Annotated in this window: 19 protein-coding genes; 9 read left to right on the forward strand and 10 right to left on the reverse strand. The window is 67.9% G+C overall.

What is annotated here, in order from left to right; genetic code table 11:
* Positions 1–6 precede the first annotated feature (6 nt).
* The 3 genes from ABIA73_RS20050 to dapB form a co-directional block, all read right to left on the reverse strand.
* Entirely contained in the window at positions 7–555 is a 549-nt protein-coding gene (locus ABIA73_RS20050; RefSeq protein ID WP_033831007.1) for a hypothetical protein, read from the reverse strand.
* Entirely contained in the window at positions 555–1,685 is a 1,131-nt protein-coding gene (gene carA, locus ABIA73_RS20055; protein ID WP_223482423.1) for a glutamine-hydrolyzing carbamoyl-phosphate synthase small subunit, read from the reverse strand. The genes ABIA73_RS20050 and carA overlap by 1 nt, the downstream gene beginning before the upstream one ends.
* 315 nt (positions 1,686–2,000) lie before the next feature.
* Positions 2,001–2,729, reverse strand: a complete 729-nt coding sequence (gene dapB / locus ABIA73_RS20060; protein WP_080277594.1) for a 4-hydroxy-tetrahydrodipicolinate reductase — start codon at positions 2,727–2,729, stop codon at positions 2,001–2,003.
* A 159-nt stretch (positions 2,730–2,888) separates the two neighbouring features.
* Here dapB and ABIA73_RS20065 point away from each other — a divergent pair, with 159 nt between their 5' ends.
* Positions 2,889–3,284 carry a MerR family transcriptional regulator gene (locus tag ABIA73_RS20065; RefSeq protein ID WP_354276206.1) on the forward strand — a complete coding sequence of 132 codons (396 nt, stop codon included), beginning with the start codon at positions 2,889–2,891 and terminating at the stop codon, positions 3,282–3,284.
* Positions 3,285–3,339: 55 nt separating this feature from the next.
* Positions 3,340–3,921: an NAD(P)H-dependent oxidoreductase gene (locus ABIA73_RS20070; RefSeq protein WP_088100898.1), complete on the forward strand. Its 582-nt coding sequence runs from the start codon at positions 3,340–3,342 to the stop codon at positions 3,919–3,921.
* Positions 3,922–4,105: 184 nt separating this feature from the next.
* Here the strand turns inward: ABIA73_RS20070 and ABIA73_RS20075 are convergent, their stop codons facing one another.
* From ABIA73_RS20075 to ABIA73_RS20085, 3 genes are read right to left on the reverse strand one after another with little or no spacing between them, the layout of a single operon-like run.
* A complete protein-coding gene (locus ABIA73_RS20075) occupies positions 4,106–4,360 on the reverse strand; it encodes a DUF6587 family protein (RefSeq protein ID WP_025874739.1) in 255 nt (84 codons plus the stop codon).
* On the reverse strand, positions 4,360–6,222 hold the full coding sequence (gene feoB / locus ABIA73_RS20080; RefSeq protein WP_032975492.1) for a ferrous iron transport protein B: 1,863 nt from the start codon (positions 6,220–6,222) through the stop codon (positions 4,360–4,362). Before feoB ends, ABIA73_RS20075 begins: the two co-directional genes overlap by 1 nt.
* Entirely contained in the window at positions 6,219–6,473 is a 255-nt protein-coding gene (locus ABIA73_RS20085) for a FeoA family protein (protein WP_025874743.1), read from the reverse strand. The genes feoB and ABIA73_RS20085 overlap by 4 nt, the downstream gene beginning before the upstream one ends.
* 120 nt (positions 6,474–6,593) lie before the next feature.
* Between ABIA73_RS20085 and ABIA73_RS20090 the strand changes: the two genes are divergently transcribed.
* The 7 genes from ABIA73_RS20090 to ABIA73_RS20120 all read left to right on the forward strand — a co-directional run bounded on the left by ABIA73_RS20090 (position 6,594) and on the right by ABIA73_RS20120 (position 13,395).
* Positions 6,594–7,382, forward strand: a complete 789-nt coding sequence (locus ABIA73_RS20090; RefSeq protein ID WP_033831003.1) for an enoyl-CoA hydratase-related protein — start codon at positions 6,594–6,596, stop codon at positions 7,380–7,382.
* A 1-nt stretch (position 7,383) separates the two neighbouring features.
* Positions 7,384–7,770, forward strand: a complete 387-nt coding sequence (locus ABIA73_RS20095) for a VOC family protein (RefSeq protein WP_033831002.1) — start codon at positions 7,384–7,386, stop codon at positions 7,768–7,770.
* A 172-nt stretch (positions 7,771–7,942) separates the two neighbouring features.
* Positions 7,943–8,836 (forward strand): hydroxymethylglutaryl-CoA lyase, encoded by an 894-nt coding sequence (locus tag ABIA73_RS20100; RefSeq protein WP_080148851.1) that lies wholly within the window; start codon positions 7,943–7,945, stop codon positions 8,834–8,836.
* Positions 8,833–11,406 (forward strand): sensor domain-containing protein, encoded by a 2,574-nt coding sequence (locus tag ABIA73_RS20105; RefSeq protein ID WP_279207649.1) that lies wholly within the window; start codon positions 8,833–8,835, stop codon positions 11,404–11,406. Before ABIA73_RS20100 ends, ABIA73_RS20105 begins: the two co-directional genes overlap by 4 nt.
* Before the next feature lie 79 nt (positions 11,407–11,485).
* Complete coding sequence (locus ABIA73_RS20110) at positions 11,486–12,256, forward strand: SDR family NAD(P)-dependent oxidoreductase (protein WP_032975499.1); 771 nt, start codon at positions 11,486–11,488, stop codon at positions 12,254–12,256.
* Positions 12,257–12,305: 49 nt separating this feature from the next.
* A complete protein-coding gene (yeiP, locus tag ABIA73_RS20115) occupies positions 12,306–12,872 on the forward strand; it encodes an elongation factor P-like protein YeiP (RefSeq protein WP_006363947.1) in 567 nt (188 codons plus the stop codon).
* A complete protein-coding gene (locus ABIA73_RS20120) occupies positions 12,862–13,395 on the forward strand; it encodes a hypothetical protein (protein ID WP_301866653.1) in 534 nt (177 codons plus the stop codon). Before yeiP ends, ABIA73_RS20120 begins: the two co-directional genes overlap by 11 nt.
* 71 nt (positions 13,396–13,466) lie before the next feature.
* Here the strand turns inward: ABIA73_RS20120 and ABIA73_RS20125 are convergent, their stop codons facing one another.
* The 4 genes from ABIA73_RS20125 to ABIA73_RS20140 form a co-directional block, all read right to left on the reverse strand.
* Complete coding sequence (locus ABIA73_RS20125) at positions 13,467–14,177, reverse strand: COG3650 family protein (protein ID WP_354276207.1); 711 nt, start codon at positions 14,175–14,177, stop codon at positions 13,467–13,469.
* 83 nt (positions 14,178–14,260) lie between these two features.
* On the reverse strand, positions 14,261–14,653 hold the full coding sequence (locus ABIA73_RS20130; protein WP_100436217.1) for a nuclear transport factor 2 family protein: 393 nt from the start codon (positions 14,651–14,653) through the stop codon (positions 14,261–14,263).
* Positions 14,634–17,798, reverse strand: coding sequence for a multidrug efflux RND transporter permease subunit (locus ABIA73_RS20135; protein ID WP_218789257.1), 3,165 nt, complete (start codon positions 17,796–17,798; stop codon positions 14,634–14,636). Before ABIA73_RS20135 ends, ABIA73_RS20130 begins: the two co-directional genes overlap by 20 nt.
* Positions 17,799–17,819: 21 nt before the next feature.
* Complete coding sequence (locus tag ABIA73_RS20140) at positions 17,820–18,968, reverse strand: efflux RND transporter periplasmic adaptor subunit (protein WP_032975505.1); 1,149 nt, start codon at positions 18,966–18,968, stop codon at positions 17,820–17,822.
* Between the last annotated feature and the right edge of the window lie 99 nt (positions 18,969–19,067).

A 19,067-nucleotide genomic window follows, 5' to 3' on the forward strand; every position in this document is an offset into this window, starting at 1 on the left:
TGTCGATCAGGAAATCTCTTCGGGTTTCAGCGCAATCCCGCACTGGTCCTGCAATCCCTGGCTCAGTTTCACCGCAAATTCGTCAGGGACGCTCATTGCATCGAAACCAGCATCCAGGCGCTTGAAGGACGTACTGCCGAGAAAGGCGTCGAATCCGGCGGCGTACGCCTCGTCGTTGACGTTGACCGACGCGTCCGCTGCCGACTCCGGGAGCGCGCGGGTGAGGATCAGGTAACCCTTTCCGGACGGTGTGGCCAGGAAGCGCGACCAGTCCGCGACGATCACGTCACCGTCCTCGCCAAGGCTGTTGATCAACGACTGGCGCGCATGAACGTAGAAGAACGACTGGATGGAGGTGCGGGCGCATTGGCGATCGCTTTCGGCCAGCGCTTTGAGCGTTGGCACCTCCTCGACCATCATCGCCGCCGACGACGCACCGACCGAGTCCTTCTTCAACGTGTGCAGCAGCGCGTCCATGTCCGCAGCGGACGCCGGCGCAGCCTGTGCCGCACCCGCGGCGCAGCACAGCGACAGCAGCAGAGCGGCGCTGCGCATCAAGCCTTCGCCTCGGCCATCAGGGTCACGAAACGATCGAACAGCGGACCGACGTCATGCGGGCCCGGCGAGGCTTCCGGGTGGCCCTGGAACGAGAACGCCGGCACATCGGTGCGGGCGATGCCCTGGTTGGTGCCGTCGAACAGCGAACGGTGGGTCACCCGCAGGGTGGCCGGCAGGGTCGCTTCATCCACCGCGAAGCCGTGGTTCTGCGAGGTGATCATCACCCGGCCGCTGTCCAGGTCCTGCACCGGATGGTTCGCGCCGTGGTGGCCATGGCCCATCTTGATCGTCTTCGCGCCCGAGGCCAGGCCCAGCAGCTGATGGCCCAGGCAGATGCCGAAGGTCGGAATCTTCACGTCGATGAAGGTCTTGATCGCGGCGATCGCGTAGTCGCACGGTTCCGGGTCACCCGGGCCGTTGGACAGGAACACGCCGTCCGGCTTCAGCGCCAGCACTTCAGCGGCCGGGGTCTGCGCCGGCACTACGGTGACCTCACAGCCGCGCTCGGCCAGCATGCGCAGGATGTTGGTCTTCACGCCGAAGTCGTACGCCACGACCTTGTACTGGGCCGGCACGCTGACGAAGGCGTTGGCGTCCAGGTCCAGCTGGCCCTCGGTCCAGACGTAGGTCTTGTCGGTAGTCACGACCTTGGCCAGATCCATGCCCTTCAGGCCCGGGAACTTGCGGGCCGCTTCCAGTGCCTTTTCCACGTCGATGCCGTCGCCGGCCATCAGCGCGCCGTTCTGGGCGCCCTTCTCGCGCAGGATGCGGGTCAGCTTGCGGGTGTCGATGCCAGCGATGGCGACCACGCCACGCTGGATCAGCCAGTCCTGCAGCGACACCTGGCTGCGCCAGCTGCTCGGGCGGCGCGGTACGTCGCGCACGATCAGGCCGGCCGACCACACCTTGGACGCTTCATCGTCCTGGTCGGTCATGCCGGTGTTGCCAATGTGCGGATAGGTCAGCGTGACCATCTGCCGGGCGTAGGACGGGTCGGTCAACACTTCCTGGTAGCCGGTCATGGCGGTGTTGAACACCACTTCACCGACGGACAGGCCGGGCGCGCCTACGGATTCGCCCTCGAATACGGTGCCGTCTTCGAGGACGAGGATTGCGGCTTGGGTCACGGAATTCTCACTTTGGCTACCGAGGGGGTGCCGAAGTCACGCCTGCGCTTCACGGAAATCCGGTTGCAAAAAAGCGCGGACGTACGGTCTGGGACCGGTCCGGCTTTCGTGATTCGGCGAGTGCGAATTGTAGCGGTGCCGGGGCGCTCGCGCCAGCGGTTATCGCCATTCATGAACAGGCGATTGCGCATTCATTTCAATCCGGGGCCGTATGCAGCCACTCAAGGGTAGCGGCGGGGGCCGCCCCCCCGGGGGGGGGGCCCCCCCCCGGGTGGGCCCCCCCCCCCCCGGGGGGGCGGCCCCCGCCGCTACCGTTTACAGGGGGCCGTCCAGCAGGTCACGTACCCGGTAGCTGCCTGCCGCCCGGCCCTGCAGCTGGCGAGCGGCAAACAGCGCCCCGCGGGCAAAGATGTCGCGGTTGGTGGCCCGGTGCACCAGCTCGATGCGCTCGCCCAGGCCGGTGAACTGCACCAGATGCTCGCCGACGATGTCTCCGGCGCGCAGGCTGGCGTACTGCGGCTCGGCACCGCCCCGCTGCGCCGCGGCACCCAGGGTCAACGCCGTGCCCGAGGGAGCGTCCTTCTTCTGCGTATGGTGCGATTCGACGATGTCGCAGTTCCAGCCGGCCAGCGCCTGCGCCGCACGCTCCACCAGCTCATCGAGCACTGCCACGCCCAGGCTGAAGTTCGACGCCCACACCAGCGGGATCTTCGCCGCCGCTGCTTCCAGTGCCTGGCGCTGCACACTGGAAATACCGGTGGTGCCCGATACCAGTCCCGCACCGCGCTCCACGCACAGTGCCAGCAGCGCATCGAAGCCCTCGGGCAGGCTGAAGTCGATCGCCACATCGAACACCGGCGCCCCCGGCAACTCGCTGGCCGCGAAGAACGGCACGCCGTCGATCACCCGCTGCGCCGGCGCGCGGCCGGTCACCGCAGCGACGATCTGCAGGGAATCAGGATGTTCGGCGGCCAGCCGCAACAGGGCCTGGCCCATGCGCCCGGAGGCGCCGTGAATAAGCAATCGCAGGGGAGTCTGGTTCATGCACGCAGGCTAGCGGCAGCACGCATGGTCCGGCAAGCACTGTCGCTGCTACGCTGCGTGCCCCTTCAAGCGCTGGCCCGCACCCCATGCACCTTTGCAAACCGCCCGCGCCAAGCGCTGAAGCCAACATGCCGCCTGCGCGGATGCAGGGCTGAAACGGTGCGCATTTCCGAAGTCGCCCGCCGTACCGGCGCCAGCGCCAAGGCCATCCGCCTGTACGAGGCACGCGGCCTGCTGCCGCCAGTGCCGCGCCTGAACCGCTATCGCGACTACAGCGAGCAGGACGTGGCCTGGGTGCAGCTGATCCGGCAGGCACTGGGGCTGGGCATCGGATTGGCCACCATCACCCGCCTGCAGCGTGGCGACGGCCAGCTGGACTGGCCAGCCGTGCTCGCCCTGCTGGAACGCCAGCGCACTGCGATTGCCGCCGAGCGCGAGCGCCTTGCCCGCGTCGAGATCGAGCTGCTGCATGTGGCTGACGAGCTGCGGCAATGGCTGCAGCAGGGCGATGGTCCCTGCGTGCTGGCTCCCGCTGGCTGCCCTGGCGGGGTTTGACTCTGCCCTTGGGGCATAGCGCAACGTCGGATGCTTTCCAGCCCCCGAGACTGCCGTGCCCCGCTCCATCCTGATCCTGCTTGGCCATCCCGACCGCGACAGCCTGTGCGGCGCCCTCGCCCAGCGCTACGCGACCGCCGCCCGCAACGCCGGCCACCACGTGCGCATGATCGCCTTGGGCGACCTTCAGTTCGACCCGGTGCTGCGCCACGGTTATCGCCAGATCCAGCCACTGGAAACCGACCTGCAGGATGCAGCAGACGCGATCCAGGCCTGCGACCACCTGGTGCTGGTCTACCCGACGTGGTGGGGCGCGATGCCGGCACTGCTGAAGGGCTTCTTCGATCGCGTGCTGCTGCCGGGCTTCGCCTTCCGCTACCGTCGCGATTCGGTGTGGTGGGACCGGCTGCTGGCGGGGCGCAGCGCGCGGGTCATCACCACGCTGGATACGCCGCCCTGGTACTACCGCTGGATCTACCGCGATCCGGGCATCACCCAGATCCGTGCCACCATCCTTGAGTTCTGCGGCATCCGCCCGGTGCGGGTCAGCCGGCTGGGCCCGGTGCGCAGTAGCACGCCGCAACAGCGCGAACGCTGGTTGGCACTGGCAGCGGAGCTTGGCACGCGGGCAGGTTGACGCATCGCCGCGAACCGGTCGCCTCACCCTGCCTGCAACGTAGATCCAAGTCCTGCGTGGATGATCAATTCCGACACCGCTGGAGGGCAGCGCTGGGGATGGGTAGATCCACGCCATGCGTGGATGATCAATCGGCAGTGCGGACCAAGGTCCGCACTCACCAGGGCAGCGCCCAGACGCCTCTCTAGTGCTGCTTCGGCGGCGTCGGTCCGCAGCTGTCGCAGCCGCCGCACGCACCGCCACCGCCAGTGGCCGGCGGCGCGATCTTCCGGCCCAGCGCCTGCAGCCAGGCCGCACGGCCCGGCTTCAGCAGCGCCAGTGCCAGCGCGCCGCGCAGCTTGCGCACGGTGCCGGGCGCCTGCTTCTTCAACACCACCCACGCACTGACCAGCACGGCCACCGCGATGATCAGGTACTGGACCAGCAGGCCGGCATCCATCAGCCGCCTCCCAGCGCCACGGTCACCTGGTAGGTGATCAGCGCCGCGACATAGGCGGCAGCAAACAGGTAGAACGCCGAGAAGCCCATCGTCTTCCACGAGTTGGTCTCGCGCTTGATGGTGGCCAGCGTCGAAATGCACATCGGCGCGTAGATGAACCACACCAGCAGGGCCAGGCCGGTAGCCAGCGACCAGCCGTCGGCCACCACCGGCGACAGTGCGGAGATCGCCGCATCATCATCGGCGGCCGACAGCGCATACACCGTCGCCAGCGAGGACACCGCTACTTCGCGCGCAGCGAGGCCCGGGATCAGCGCGATGCAGATCTGCCAGTTGAAGCCCAGCGGCGCGAAGATCGCGGTCATCGCATGACCGATCTGGCCGGCGTAGCTGTAGTCGATGGCCGGCATCGTCGCGTCGGCGGGCGCGCCCGGGAACGACAGCAGGAACCACAGCAGGATGGTCAGCGCCAGGATGATGCCGCCGACACGCTTGAGGAAGATCATGCCGCGCTCGTACAGGCCGACGGCGAGGTCGCGCGGATGCGGAATGCGGTACGACGGCAGCTCCAGCATCAGCGGGTGCTCGCTCTTGTCGCGGCGCCACTTCTTCATCACCCACGACATCACCAGCGCGCTGAGGATGCCCGCCACGTACAGGCCGAACAGCACCAGGCCCTGCTGGTTGAAGATGCCGATCCTGCCGGCCGGTATGAACGCACCGATCAACAGCGCATACACCGGCAGCCTTGCCGAGCAGGTCATCAGCGGTGCCACCAGGATCGTGGCCAGGCGGTCACGCGGGTCCTGGATGCTGCGGGTGGCCATGATGCCCGGCACCGCGCAGGCAAAGCTGGACAGCAGCGGGATGAACGACCGCCCCGACAGGCCGGCCGCCGCCATCATGCGGTCCAGCAGGAACGCGGCGCGTGGCAGGTAACCGGACTCTTCCAGCGCCAGGATGAAGGCGAACAGGATCAGGATCTGCGGCAGGAACACCACCACGCCGCCCAGGCCGGCGATGATGCCGTCGGTCAGCAGGCTGGTCAGCGGCCCTGCCGGCAGCACGCTGGCAGCCAGCTCACCCAGCCAGGCAAAGCCGGCCTCGATGCCATCCATCAGCGGCGTGGCCCAGGCGAACACCGCCTGGAAGATCAGGAACATCACCACCACCAGCGTGATCAGGCCAAACACCGGATGCAGCAGCCAGCGGTCCAGCGTGTCGTCGATCTTCGCCGTCCGTGCCGGCATCCGCACGGCTGCGGCCAGGATCGCGCGCACCTGCGCGTGGTAGTCCACGCCGCTCTCAACGCCGGCCAGCGGCGCATCCAGGTGCGGCACCATCGTATCCAGGCGTTCCACCAGTGCACGCGCGCCCTGCTTGCGTACCGCCACGGTTTCCACCACCGGCACACCGATCTCGCGCTCCAGCGCGGCCACATCGATCTGGATGCCGCGGCGCTGCGCGGCGTCGACCATGTTCAGGGCGATGATCATCGGCTTGCCCAGCTCGCGCAGTTCCAGGGCGAAGCGCAGGTGCAGGCGCAGGTTGGTGGCGTCGATCACGCACAGAAGGACGTCCGGCGCGGCCTCGCCCGGGTAGAACCCCCGGCACAGGTCGCGGGTGATCGCCTCGTCCAGGCTGGCCGGCTGCAGGCTGTAGGCGCCCGGCAGGTCGAGCACGGCGAACTCGCGGCCGGACGGCGCACGCAGGCGGCCTTCCTTGCGCTCAACGGTGACGCCGGTGTAATTGGCGACCTTCTGCCGGCTGCCGGTCAGCTGGTTGAACAGCGCGGTCTTGCCGCTGTTGGGGTTGCCGACCAGCGCGATGCGCAGCGGGGCGGCGGTTGCGGTGGCGCTCATGCACGTCCCTCCTGGCTGGCCGGGTCGATGACCACGCGCCGGGCCTCACTGATACGCAGCGCGAAACGGGTGAACCCGACCTGCACCAGCAGCGGCTCGCCACCAACCGGGCCTCGCGCCACCAGGCGCACTTCCTCGCCCTTGACGAAGCCCAGCTCGCGCAGGCGCCGGGCGATGGCATCGTTGGCATGCAGGTCCTGCACGGAATCGACCACGGCCGAGGCGTGCAGGGGCAGTTCGGACAGCGTCATCTAGCGTGTTCTCTGCTGGATGTAAATGGTTCTCGATTCTAACATTCCCGCGTCGCGTCATGGCCCATGACCAATGGCCCGCTATGATCCATACAGGTATGGAGCAACCCCCGGAATCCCATGAACGATGCTTTGCAGATCGAGCGCAACGGCGCTGTCCTGACCCTCTGGCTGAACCGGCCGGAGCTGCACAACGCCTTTGACGCCGGCCTGATCGCCCGGCTGACCGCAGCCCTGGAAGCGGCCGGCCGCGATGACACGGTGCGCACGGTGGTGGTGGCCGGCCACGGTGCCTCCTTCTCCGCCGGTGCCGACATGCAGTGGATGCGCGGCATGGCCTCCGCCAGCGAGGCCGACAACCGTGACGACGCCCTGGCCCTGGCCCGGCTGATGCGCACCCTGGACGAGCTGCCCAAGCCCACCCTCGCCCGCGTCCACGGCGCCGCCTTCGGTGGTGGCGTCGGCCTGGTGGCCTGCTGCGATATCGCCATCGCTACCAGCGCCGCCCGCTTCGGCCTGACCGAAAGCCGTCTGGGCCTGCTCCCTGCAGTGATCTCGCCCTATGTGATCGAGGCCATCGGCAGCCGCCAGTCCCGCCGCTGGTTCGCCACCGGTGAGCACTTCGACGCCGACACCGCCCTGCGTATCGGCCTGATCCACCAGCTGGTGGAGCCCGAACGCCTGGACGAGGCGGTGCAGCGACAGCTGGCCCTGCTCGACAAGGCCGGGCCGATCGCCTCGGCTTCGGCCAAGCTGCTGGTCCGGCAGGTTCGCGACGCCCATGATCGCGACAGCCTGGACCGTGACAATGCCGCCCTGATCGCCCGCCTCCGGGTATCGGCCGAAGGCCAGGAGGGCCTGGGTGCCTTCCTCGACAAACGCGCGCCGCACTGGGTCACGGAGGCCTGACATGCTGGACCATATCGGCTTGAACAGCGGCGACCTGCCGCGCAGCAAGGCCTTCTTCCTGCAGGCGCTGGCACCGCTGCAGATCGGCGTGGTGATGGAGGTCAGCGCCGAACAGACCGGTGCCCACGACCACGTGGGTTTCGGCAACCACGGCAAGCCGTTCTTCTGGCTGGGCAATGCGGCGCCGCTCAGCCAGGGCGTGCACGTGGCCTTCGTCTGCGCCGAACGCGCCCAGGTTGATGCCTTCCACGCCGCCGCGCTGGCCGCAGGGGGGCGCGACAATGGTGCGCCCGGCCTGCGTCCCTGGTACCACCCGGACTATTACGCCGCCTTCGTGATCGACCCCGACGGCAACAACATCGAGGCGGTCTGCCACCTGCCCGGGTAGACCCCTGCGTCGCCACCAGGCGCAGGCGTGGCCGCTTGTGCGACCCGCCTGCGTATCTCATCTGGCAGCCTGGCGAAGACCGGGCCGCCCCCCGTTTCCCAGGAACCGTCGTGACCCCAGCCGATCCCATCCGCCCTGCCCGCCCCGCCCCGCTTTTCATGGGGGTGCCGCGATGAGCGATTTCGTCCGCATCGTCGAGGTCGGCCCGCGCGACGGGCTGCAGAACGAAAAGCAGGCCGTGGCCACCGCCGACAAGATCGCCCTGATCGATCGCCTGTCGGCCACCGGCCTGCGCACCATCGAGGCGACCAGCTTCGTCAGCCCGCGCTGGGTCCCGCAACTGGCCGATGCTGCCGAGGTCTATGCGGGCATCCAGCGCCGCCCCGGCATCGCCTATCCGGTGCTGGTGCCGAACGAACAGGGCTACGACCGTGCGCGCGCCGTCGGCGTGCAGGAGATCGCGGTGTTCACCGCTGCATCGGAAGCATTCAATCGCACCAACACCAACGCCGGCATCGATGAATCGCTGGCCCGCTTCGAGCCGATCCTGCGCCGCGCGGCCGCCGACGGCGTGCGCGTGCGTGGCTACGTCTCCACCGTGCTCGGCTGCCCGTACCAGGGCGAAGTGCCGCTGGCCGATGTGGTGCGCGTGGCCCGCGCACTGCACCAGATGGGGTGCTATGAGATCTCGCTGGGCGACACCATCGGCGTCGGCACGCCACGCAAGGCCCGCGCGATGCTGCAGGCGGTGGCTGCCGAGATCCCGATGAGCGCACTGGCCGTGCACTTCCACGACACCTACGGCCAGGCCATCGCCAACATCGCCGCCTGCCTGGAAGAAGGCGTGCGCGTAGTCGACAGTGCGGTGTCCGGTGCCGGCGGCTGCCCCTACGCGAAGGGCGCCAGCGGCAACGTGGCCAGCGAGGACGTGGTGTACCTGCTGCAGGGCCTGGGCCTGGAGTGCGGGGTCGACCTGCCGTCGCTGGCCGAGACCGGCCGCTGGCTGGCCGGACTGCTCGGCCGCGCGACCGCCAGCCGCGTCGGGCAGGCGCTGGCAGCGACATGAACGACAGCGGCCCGCGCGACCGTCCGGCCATCGGCGATACACCCGCCGCAACCGACGTCGCGCTGGCCGCTCTGGACGCGGCGCTGGCTGCTTCGCCGCCGCCGGCCCAGGCCAGGCTGCTGCGCCAGGCACGGCAGGCGCTGGCCGATGCGCAGCAGCGCGAACTGGATACCCAGGCACGCTATGCCGCGTTGTTCGACGCCGTGCCCGACCCGGTCAGCATCCTCAGCGCCGAAGGCGTGGTGCTGGACGTCAACCGCGCAGGCATCGTCGCCTACGACCGCCCGCGCGAGGACATCGTCGGCCAGCCGATCGAACTGCTCAATCCCGACCTGCCCAGCGACCATCTGCAACCGGTGTGGGAAGCGCTGAACCGCGGCGACACCTACGTCATCGAAGTGACCAACATGCGCGGTGATGGCAGCCGCTTTCCGGTGGAGGTGCACTCGGCCGGCTTCCAGGACCGCGGCCAACCCTGCATCGTCGCCGTCGCCCGCGACCTGAGCGGGCGCTGGCGCGCAGAGTCACGCTATCGCCTGTTGATGGAATCGATCGACAAGGGCGTGATCCTGTTCGACCGCGACCTGCGCGTGCTGTCGGCCAACCCGGCCGCACATCGCATCCTCGGCCTCACCGGTGGCGGCGTGGGCTTGAACGCGATGCTCGATCCCGAAGCGTGGATCATCGTCGACGAGCATGGCCACCCGTTGACCCAGTCACAGTGGCCGACCAGCCGCTGTTTCCAGGCCGGGCGGGTGATCCGCAGCACCATCATCGGCCTGTACCACCGCCCGCGCGGACGCATGCTGTGGTTGTCCACCACCAACGTGCCGGTGTTCGGCAACGGCTGCGACCAGGCCGACCATGTCTATGCGATGTTCAGTGACATCACCGAACTGAAGCGCAACAACACCCTGTTCGCGCGCGCGCAGTCACTGGCCCATATCGGCGGTTGGGAGTGGGATCGCGGCCTGCAGCGCCTGTACCTCACCGATGAAGCGCGGCGCATCGTCGGCCAGCCGGCCGACCTGGAGGACATGCCCGACCTGCTGGACTGCCTGCGCAGCGACGACCGCGCCGCCCTGCAGCAGGCGCTGGCCGACACCATCGAACACCGCAGCAGCTTCGGCCTGGAGCTGCAGGGCCAACGCCGCGATGGCCACTCGTTCTGGATACGGATGATCGGCGAGGTCTCGGCCGGCGATGTCGATGCCGCCCGCATCACCGGCACCGTGCAGGACATCACCGAGCGCAAGCAGGCCGAGGAAACCCTGCGCGTGCAGGCCCGCACCGACCCGCTGACCGGAATCATGAACCGCGATGCAGTGCTGAGCGACCTCGGCGTGCGCATGCACAGCCCCAGCCACGACCGCGTGGCGGTGCTGTACATCGACCTGGACCGCTTCAAGGTGGTCAACGACCTGCTTGGCCACAACGCCGGTGATGAACTGTTGATCGAAGCGACCCGGCGCATCGCCACTGCGATCGGCACCGAAGGCCTGCTTGCACGCTTTGGCGGCGATGAGTTCCTGGTGATCTGCGACCTGCGCGACCAGCCGGACCAGGCCGAACAGCTGGCCGAGCGCATCACGGCGGCGTTCTCGGCACCGTTCCAGCTGGGCAGCGACGAGTTCCCGGTGACCGCCAGCATCGGCATCGCCCGCGCACCGCGCGATGGCAACCGGCCGCAGCAGCTGATCCAGAACGCCGACACGGCGATGTACGAGTGCAAGCGCCGCACCCGCAACGGTTGGCAGGTGTTCTCCCCGGAACTGGCACAGCGCCAGCATGACCGCCTGCAGATCGAGAGCCGGCTGCACAAGGCCCTCGATGGCGACGAGTTCCACCTGGTGTACCAGCCACAGGTCAACCTCCGCAGCGGCGCCACCATCGCCTGCGAGGCGCTGATGCGCTGGCACAACACGCAGCTGGGGCAGATGCGTCCGGACCTGTTCATCCGCCACGCCGAGCACACCGGCGACATCGTGCGCATCGGCCAATGGGCGCTGCGCGAGGCCTGCCGGCAGGTACGGCAATGGCAGGATGACGGGCTCGGCCTGGTGCGGGTGGCGGTCAACGTGTCCTGGCGGCAGTTCGTCGGTGAGGATCTCGCCCGCTGGGTGCGGCAGGTGCTGGATGAGTTCGGCCTGCCCGGCAGCGTGCTGGAACTGGAGTTCACCGAGCGGGTGCTGATCGAGGATGCGCCGGACACCCTGCGCACCTTCGCCCGCCTGCGCGAAATGGGGGTGATGCTGACCATCGACGACTTCGGCGAAGGCTACAGCGCCCTGAACTACCTGCGGCGCCTGCCCATCCATGGGCTGAAGCTGAGCCAGTTGTTCGTCGAAGGCATTCCCCGCAACCGCTCGGATGTGGCGGTGTGCGAGGCAGTCTGCGCGATCGCGCGCAGCCTGGGGCTGGGCGTGGTCGCCGAAGGCGTGGAGACCGAGCCACAACGGCAGTGCCTGCTCGACCTGGGGGTGACCGTCGGCCAGGGCTTCCTGTTCGCCCATGGCCTGCCCGCAGCGGATTTCGAACGTCGCCTGCGCCGCGCCCGCGAACTGGGCTGAGGCCGGCGGCGCAGTGCACAACGGCGGCTGCCGTCGCTTCCGTTAGAATCGGCGGTTCTTGAACCTGCAGGACCGTGCAATGCAGCTGTCTTCCGTACGTGCCGTGATCACTGGCGGCGTCTCCGGCCTCGGCCTGGCCGTGGCCCAGCACCTGGTTGCCGAGGGCGGCAAGGTCGCTCTGTTCGACCTCAACGACGCCAAGGGCGCGGCCGCTGTTGCCGGCCTGGGGCAGGACAACGCCCGCTATTTCAACGTCAACGTCAGTGATGAAGCGTCCGTGTCGGCGGCCATCGACCAGGCCTGCGATTTCCTCGGCGGCCTGAATGTCGCCATGAACTGCGCCGGCATCCTCGGCGCTGGCCGCGTGCTGGGCAAGGAAGGCCCGATGCCGCTGGCCGGGTTCCAGGGCACGGTGATGGTCAACCTGGTCGGCAGCTTCAACGTCGCCAAGGCCGCAGCCAACCGCATGCAGCACAACGAGGCCGGCGTGGACGGCGAGCGCGGCGTCATCATCAACACCGCCAGCGTTGCTGCCTACGAAGGCCAGATCGGCCAGGCCGCCTACTCCGCCTCCAAGGGCGGCGTGGTGGCGATGACCCTGCCGATGGCCCGCGAGCTGTCGCGCTTCGGCATCCGCGTCAACACCATCGCGCCGGGCGTGTTCTGGACACCGATGGTCGATGGCATGCCCGAAGCCGTGCAGGAATCGCTGGCCGCCTCGATCCCGTTCCCGTCGCGCCTGGGCAAGCCGGAAGACTTCGCCAGCCTGGTCGGCCACATCCTCGGCAACACCTACATCAACGGCGAGACCATCCGCCTGGACGGCGCCACCCGGCTCGCTCCGAAGTGATTCCCCCCGGGCGCCGGGACGGCGCCCTCCCCCAACGACCAACATCATCATGAAAGCCAACGACATCAAGAAGGGCAACGTCGTCGAGTTCAACAACGGCGTCTACCAGATCCGCGACATCGAGCGCAGCTCGCCGCAGGGTCGCGGCGGCAACGTCCGCTTCCGCTTCATCATGTACAGCGTGCCGGGCGGCAACAAGCTCGACGCCAGCTTCGATGCCGACGACAACCTGGTCGAAGTCGAACTGCTGCGTCGCCAGTCCACCTACTCGTACAAGGACGGCGATGCGTTCGTGTTCCTGGACGACGAGGACTACACCCCCTACACCCTGGACGCGGACGTGATCGGCGATGACGCCGGCTACATCACCGACGGCCTGACCGGCATCTACGTGCAGGTGATCGACGAGCAGCCGGTGGCCATCCAGCTGCCGGCCTCGGTGGTGCTGGAAGTGATCGAGACGCCGCCGGAACTGAAGGGCGGCACCGCCACCAAGCGCCCGAAGCCGGCCAAGCTCAACACCGGCATCGAGATCATGGTGCCGGAGTACATCGTCAACGGCGAGCGTGTGCTGGTGAACACCGCCACCGGCGAATTTGCCGGCCGTGCCGACTAATCGCGCTGCGCTGATCGCCTGCCTGTCCCTGCTCGTGGCGTGCTCGCCGCGGGCAGCGGACAGCACCGCTGACGTCGCGGCGGACGCGGTGACGCAGCCCGCCGCTGCGGACACCGTTGCCGCTGCGGTTACACCGGCCGCAGATGAACCAGATGCTGTGGCGACGCTGGCGGACACCCCCGACGAGGAGCAACAGGCGCGGGCTGCCGCCGGTTGCAGCGTCCCCGACGACGTCGCTTTCGTGCAGGACATCCGCATCTACTGCGGCATGCCGGCCGATGTGCAGGCCTTCATCGAACGGGAGAACAGCTGCCAGCATTTTGCCGGCGAAGAACCCTACGACGACGCCCGTCGTCGCGAGCTGGAGGCCGCCATCGCCAGGTTCTGCGACGATCGAGAGAAGATCTTTGCCGACCTGGTGGCCCGCCATCGCGATGACTGCGCGATCCGGCAGGCGTTGATCGGCGTGAACCTGCGCTACGACCTGTCCCCCGATCTGGATCTGAAGCCCTGCGAGGGCTGACGCAGAAAAGGGGACGGAGGGGATGACGTCGTTCATGGCACAAACAACATCATCCCCTCCGCCCCTTTTTCTTATTTGCCGCCGAAGTTGCCACAACCGTGGTACTGGCGCGTGCCCACGGCCAGCATCGCCTTGGCCTCGAATGTCTCGCCACTCATGCCGTCCTGGCAGGTGGTGCGCTGGAAGCTCAGCTTGATGTCGGTGCCATCCGCCGCCTTGCCCACCCAGCCATCCGCACCCTCGGTCGGTTTGGCGACGGTGAAGCGGCGCTCGCCGTAATCCACATCCACCTGCAGGCCCGGCGTATCGCCGTCGACGACGGCCAGCCAGCCCGGCTCGTTACCGGTGGCACGGAACGCCGCGTTGCCGGCACTGCCATCGCCCTCGGTCGCTTCCACCGCGCTGCATTCACGGTCCGCCTCGCCCTTCAGGCTGAGCAGCGCTTCATCACTGCCGCGGGTCCAGAAGCTGTTGCCCTTGCCGTCGCCATACTTCGAACCGGAGGCCGCACGTTCGGAGGACATCGCGAAACTGCGCCCGCCAATCACAACCGTCGCTGCGTCCTCTCCGTTGAAGGTCGCGCGCACATCAAGGTCGCCGCAGCGATAGAGGGTTTCGTTGCCGGCGCCTTTGCCACCGCCATCAGCGTCGGCGGCCACCGGTGCCGGTGCCGGCGTTGCGGCCGCATCGCCTGCATTACTGGCGGCCGGCGTCTGGGCCGGTTGGCAGGCGCTCAGCGCGAGGCCGAGGGAGGCAGCCAACAGACTGGGAATTACACGCATGGCTCGACTCCTTGTCGAAACTACAGAGACCCTGGACCCTACCATCCGCACGCAAACGGGGCCTGAAAGCTGCATGACCCTGTTCAGCCTGCCAGCACCGCCATCGACAGCAGCTGCGCGCCGATGGCACTGGAAGCGCTTGTCCAGACGCGCAACAGGCGCAAGCGCTGCATGTGTTCGCGTCCCCGCCAATGCACATGCAGCTGAACATCGCCGGACAACAACGCCAGGCGTCCACACAGCAGCGTTTCAACTGCATGCACCTGCAGCGCAAGAATCTGCAGGCGCCCTTGCTGCCAGTCCCTCAGCCAGGGCAGGTCGAGCATCCGGCCGCCCTGCCCGTCCATCATGAACAACACCGGTGACAGCAGCGCAGTGGCTGCGCCACGGTCGCCGTCCAGCAGCGCATCCCGCAGCTGCTGCTCCAACACGCGCAGCTGCGCCTCGTACAGGCCCTCAGGGTTCCTGCTTTCCATCCACCTGCTTTCCATCCACGCTTCCTCCCGGCGTCGGCCGGCGTCGGCGCAGGCGCTGCGCAAGCCACTGCTGCGCCCCCTGCACCACCACATAGAACACCGGCACGAAGAACACGGCCAACACGGTCGCACTGACCATGCCGCCGAACACACCGGTACCGATGGCCTGTTGCGTTTCCTTTGAAGCCCCCTGCGCCAGCATCAGCGGCACCACGCCCAGCGCGAACGCCAGCGAGGTCATCACGATCGGTCGCAATCGCAGGCGTGCTGCTTCGATGGTCGCCTCGACCAGACCGCGTCCCTGCTGTTGCAGTTGGCGGGCGAACTCGACGATCAGGATCGCGTTCTTCGCCGAGAGTCCGATCACCGTGATCATGCCGACCTTGAAGAACACGTCATTGGGCATCCCGCGCAGCAACACCGCAGCAACAGCGCCGAGCAGGCCCAACGGCACCACCAGCATCACCGCCAGCGGGATCGACCAGCTCTCGTACAGTGCCGCCAGCACCAGGAACACCACCAGCATCGACAGCAGCAGCAACCACGGCGCCTGGGCACCCGACTCGCGTTCCTGCAGCGACTGGCTGGTCCACTGCAGGGCGAAACCCGCTGGCAGGCGCTGGGCAAGGCGCTCCATCTCGACCATCGCCTGGCCGGTGGACACCCCGCCGGCAGGTGCACCGGACAGATTCAATGCCGGGAACCCCAGGTAACGTTGCAGCTGCAGCGGCGCCTCGGCCCAGTGTGGGGTGACCAGTTCGGACAGCGCCACCATGCCGCCTTCGCTGTTGCGGACATACAGCTTCAGCACGTCCTCCAGCTCCATCCGGTACGGCGCATCGGCCTGCATGATCACCTGCTGCATGCGCCCACGATTGGGAAAATCGTTGACGTACTGCGAGCCCATTGCCGCCGACAACGTGGCACTGATGTCGGTGAACGCCACGCCCATCGCTTCGGCCTTGGCGCGATCGATGTCCAGCCGGACATTGCTGCCCGCCGGCAGGCCATCGGCATTCACTTCGGCCAGCAACGGACTTGCCTCTGCCAGCTTCAACAGCTGCTGCAGGGCAGCGCGCAGCTCGGCCTGGCCCTGTCCGGTACGCGCCTGCAGCGCCAGCGAGAAGCCGGAGGAACGGCCAAGGCTGTCGATGGCCGGCGGCATCACGCTCATCACCTCGCCTTCCGGGACCGTTGCCATGGCCTGCTGCGCCGCCTTCACCTCGTCCGATGCGGTGCTGCCGCCGCGTTCACCCCAGTCCTTCAACATGGTGTAGGTCAGCGCCGCACTTGGGCCGGAACCGGAAAAGCTGTAGCCGAGGATGGCCTGGTTGGACGCGATCGCCGGCCGCGAGGCGACATGCTGTTCGTAGGCTTCGACCACCGCCAGCGTACGCTCGGCGGTTGCTTCGGCCGGCAGCTGGATGGAAGTCATGAAATAGCCCTGGTCCTCTTCCGGCAGGAACGCACCCGGCAACCAATGCAGGCCGATCAGCAGTGCCACCAGCAAGGCAGCGAACAGGCCCATCACCCGGCCACTGCGCCGCAGTACGGCCGCCACGCCCTGCTGGTAACGCCCGGTCATCCGCTCGAAGCCGCTGTTGAACGCACCGAACACGCCGCCGCGACCATGGTGACCACGTGTGCCCTGCCGCAGCAGCGTCGCGCAGAGCGCCGGGGTCAGGCTCAGCGCCAGCAGGGCCGAAAACAGGATGGACACCGACATCGCCACGCTGAACTGGCGGTAGATCGCACCAACCGAACCACTGGCCAGCGCCATCGGGATGAACACCGCCGTCAGCACCAGGGTGATGCCGATCACCGCACCGGTCAGCTCACGCATCGCCTTGATCGTGGCCTCGCGCGGCGGCAGCCCCTCTTCGGCCATGATCCGCTCCACGCCCTCGACCACCACGATCGCGTCGTCAACAATGATGCCGATCGCCAGCACCATGCCGAACATGGTCAACACGTTGATCGAGAACCCCAGCGCCAGCATCACCGCGAAGGTGCCCAGCAGCGCGATCGGCGCGACCAGGGCGGGGATCAGCGTATAGCGCCAGTTCTGCAGGAACAGGTACATCACTGCAAACACCAGCAGCATCGCCTCGATCAGGGTCTGCAGCACCTTCTGGATCGATACTTTCACGAAGGGCGCGGTATCGAACGGAATGCTGGATTCGACACCCTGCGGCAGCAGCGGCTGCAGGTCGGCCATGCGTTCGCGCACCGCCGTGGCGGTACGCACCGCATTCGCACCGGGGCGCAGCTGCACGCCGGCGGCCGTCGCCGGGTAGCCATCTTCGCGCGTGCCCCAGGCATAGCTCTGCGCGCCCAGTTCGACCCGGGCGACATCGCCAAGCAGCACCCGCGAACCATCGGCACCGGCGCGCAGCACGATCGCCGCGAACTGCCCGGGCGTGGACAGCTGGCCTTCGGCACTCAAGGGCACGGTGATGCGCTGGCCGGGAACACCGGGCGAATCGCCGATGCGGCCCGGCGAGATTTCAAGGTTCTGCTGCTCGATCGCGCTGGCGACATCGCCCATGGTCAGGCCGTAGCCGGTCAGGCGGGTCGGATCCAACCAGATCCGCATCGCCTGTTCGGCACCGAACAGCTGCACGCGGCCGACGCCGTCGATGCGCCGCAGCTCCTCGATGATGTTGCGCGCCATGAAATCGCCCAGCGCCGCTTCGCTGACACTGCCATCGGGTGAGCGCAGGCCCACCAGCATCAGGAACCCCGAGTCGGCCGCCTCCACGAACAGGCCGTTCTGGCGCACGCTGCGCGGCAGGCGCGGCTCGATCGCCTTGATCCGGTTCTGCACGTCCACCTGCGCCAGCTCAGGGTCGGTGCCGGGCTTGAAGGTGGCGGTGATCGACGCTTCACCGGAGGTGTCCACCGACGATTCGAAGTACAGCAGATGCTTGACGCTGGACAGCTCGCGCTCGATCAGGCCGACCACCGCATCATTCAATGTCTGCGGGCTGGCGCCGGGATAGCTGGCATAGATGCTGACGCTGGGCGGTGCGACCGCCGGGTAGCGCTCGACCGCCAGCCGCGGAATGGCCAGCACGCCGGCCAGGATGACGAAGATCGCCAGCACCCAGGCAAATACCGGGCGATCGATGAAGAAACGGGCCATGTCGTGGGTTCCTGGAAGGGCTTAGCCCTGGCGTTCGGATGTCGGCGGTGCGCTGGCACTGGCGACCGGCACCTGCCAGTCGCGCGGATCGACCAGTACGCCTTCCTGCAGGCGCTCCTGGCCTTCCACCACCACCTTCTCGCCGGCCTTCAGGCCGTGCCGCACCAGCCATTGCCGGTTGACGCTGCCGTCCACCTCCAGCGTGCGGATCACCGCCTTGCCATCGGCGGCGATGACCCAGGCATAGGCCTGGCCACCGGCGCTGCGGAGCACTGCCTGCTGCGGCAGCAGCAACGCGCTGGCCGGCGCACCACGGGGCACCCGCGCACGCACGTACATGCCCGGCAACAACTGCCGCTCCGGGTTGTCGACCAGGATGCGCAGGATCACATCGCCGGTGCGTGCATCGACATTGACACCGGAGAACAGCAGCCGGCCGCGCTCGGGCAGCGGCGTACCCGCCGCGCCGATGATCGTCACCGGCAACTCGCCGTCCACCGCGCTGCGCTGCAGGGACTGCAGCTGCGAAGCAGGCTGGCGCACGTCCACGTAGACCTGGTCGATCTGCTGCACCACCGCCATCGGCTCGGCATCGGCGACGCCGACCAGCGCGCCTTCGGTCACCAGCGCCTGATCGATGCGGCCATCGATCGGTGCGCTGACCGTGGCGTAGCGCAGGTCGAGCTGGCGTCGCGCAAGGATCGCGCGCGCCTCGTTGACCGCTGCCCGGGCCTGCTCATGCTCTGCACTGGCATCGTCGCGGTGCTGCTGGCTGACCGCCTGTGCGGCCGCCAATGCCTGCAGCCGCTGTGACTGCAGCCGGCTGCGCCCCAGTGCCGCCTCGCTGCGCTGCAGTGCAGCCAGCGCCGAATCGACGTCGGCGCGGAACGCCGCCGGGTCGATCTGGAACAGAGGCTCTCCGGCATGCACCTCCGCGCCCTGCTCGAACATCCGGCGCTGCACGATGCCGCCGACCTGCGCACGGATCTGCGCGGTGCGCACCGCCGCCACCCGACCGGGTAGTTCATCATCGCGCTGCACCACCTGCGGGCCAACGGTGACCACGCTGACACGCGGCACGGCTTCGACGGTGGGTTCGGGGCGGGAGCAGGCCGTCATGGCCAAGGCGAAGGCCGCGACCAGCGCGACCGGAGTCCTGAAGGTTCTCATTGCTGTGCACAGTGCCGCAGACGCGGCTGAGGAATCATGAAGCGCGCAGTGTGCGTGGCGATGATGGGGTTTCGATGGAGGAACTGTGGAGATACGATG

The organism is Stenotrophomonas sp. 2694 (genome assembly GCF_040548715.1).
Classification (GTDB): domain Bacteria; phylum Pseudomonadota; class Gammaproteobacteria; order Xanthomonadales; family Xanthomonadaceae; genus Stenotrophomonas; species Stenotrophomonas indicatrix.

Coding starts and splice junctions, on each gene's coding strand:
- ABIA73_RS20050 (WP_033831007.1), bottom strand. CDS start 555: ATGCGCAGCGCCGCTCTGCTGCTGTCGCTGTGCTGCGCCGCGGGTGCG.
- dapB (WP_080277594.1), bottom strand. CDS start 2,729: ATGAACCAGACTCCCCTGCGATTGCTTATTCACGGCGCCTCCGGGCGC.
- ABIA73_RS20075 (WP_025874739.1), bottom strand. CDS start 4,360: ATGGATGCCGGCCTGCTGGTCCAGTACCTGATCATCGCGGTGGCCGTG.
- feoB (WP_032975492.1), bottom strand. CDS start 6,222: ATGAGCGCCACCGCAACCGCCGCCCCGCTGCGCATCGCGCTGGTCGGC.
- ABIA73_RS20085 (WP_025874743.1), bottom strand. CDS start 6,473: ATGACGCTGTCCGAACTGCCCCTGCACGCCTCGGCCGTGGTCGATTCC.
- ABIA73_RS20090 (WP_033831003.1), top strand. CDS start 6,594: ATGAACGATGCTTTGCAGATCGAGCGCAACGGCGCTGTCCTGACCCTC.
- ABIA73_RS20095 (WP_033831002.1), top strand. CDS start 7,384: ATGCTGGACCATATCGGCTTGAACAGCGGCGACCTGCCGCGCAGCAAG.
- ABIA73_RS20100 (WP_080148851.1), top strand. CDS start 7,943: ATGAGCGATTTCGTCCGCATCGTCGAGGTCGGCCCGCGCGACGGGCTG.
- ABIA73_RS20105 (WP_279207649.1), top strand. CDS start 8,833: ATGAACGACAGCGGCCCGCGCGACCGTCCGGCCATCGGCGATACACCC.
- ABIA73_RS20110 (WP_032975499.1), top strand. CDS start 11,486: ATGCAGCTGTCTTCCGTACGTGCCGTGATCACTGGCGGCGTCTCCGGC.
- yeiP (WP_006363947.1), top strand. CDS start 12,306: ATGAAAGCCAACGACATCAAGAAGGGCAACGTCGTCGAGTTCAACAAC.
- ABIA73_RS20125 (WP_354276207.1), bottom strand. CDS start 14,177: ATGCGTGTAATTCCCAGTCTGTTGGCTGCCTCCCTCGGCCTCGCGCTG.
- ABIA73_RS20130 (WP_100436217.1), bottom strand. CDS start 14,653: ATGGAAAGCAGGAACCCTGAGGGCCTGTACGAGGCGCAGCTGCGCGTG.
- ABIA73_RS20135 (WP_218789257.1), bottom strand. CDS start 17,798: ATGGCCCGTTTCTTCATCGATCGCCCGGTATTTGCCTGGGTGCTGGCG.
- ABIA73_RS20140 (WP_032975505.1), bottom strand. CDS start 18,968: ATGAGAACCTTCAGGACTCCGGTCGCGCTGGTCGCGGCCTTCGCCTTG.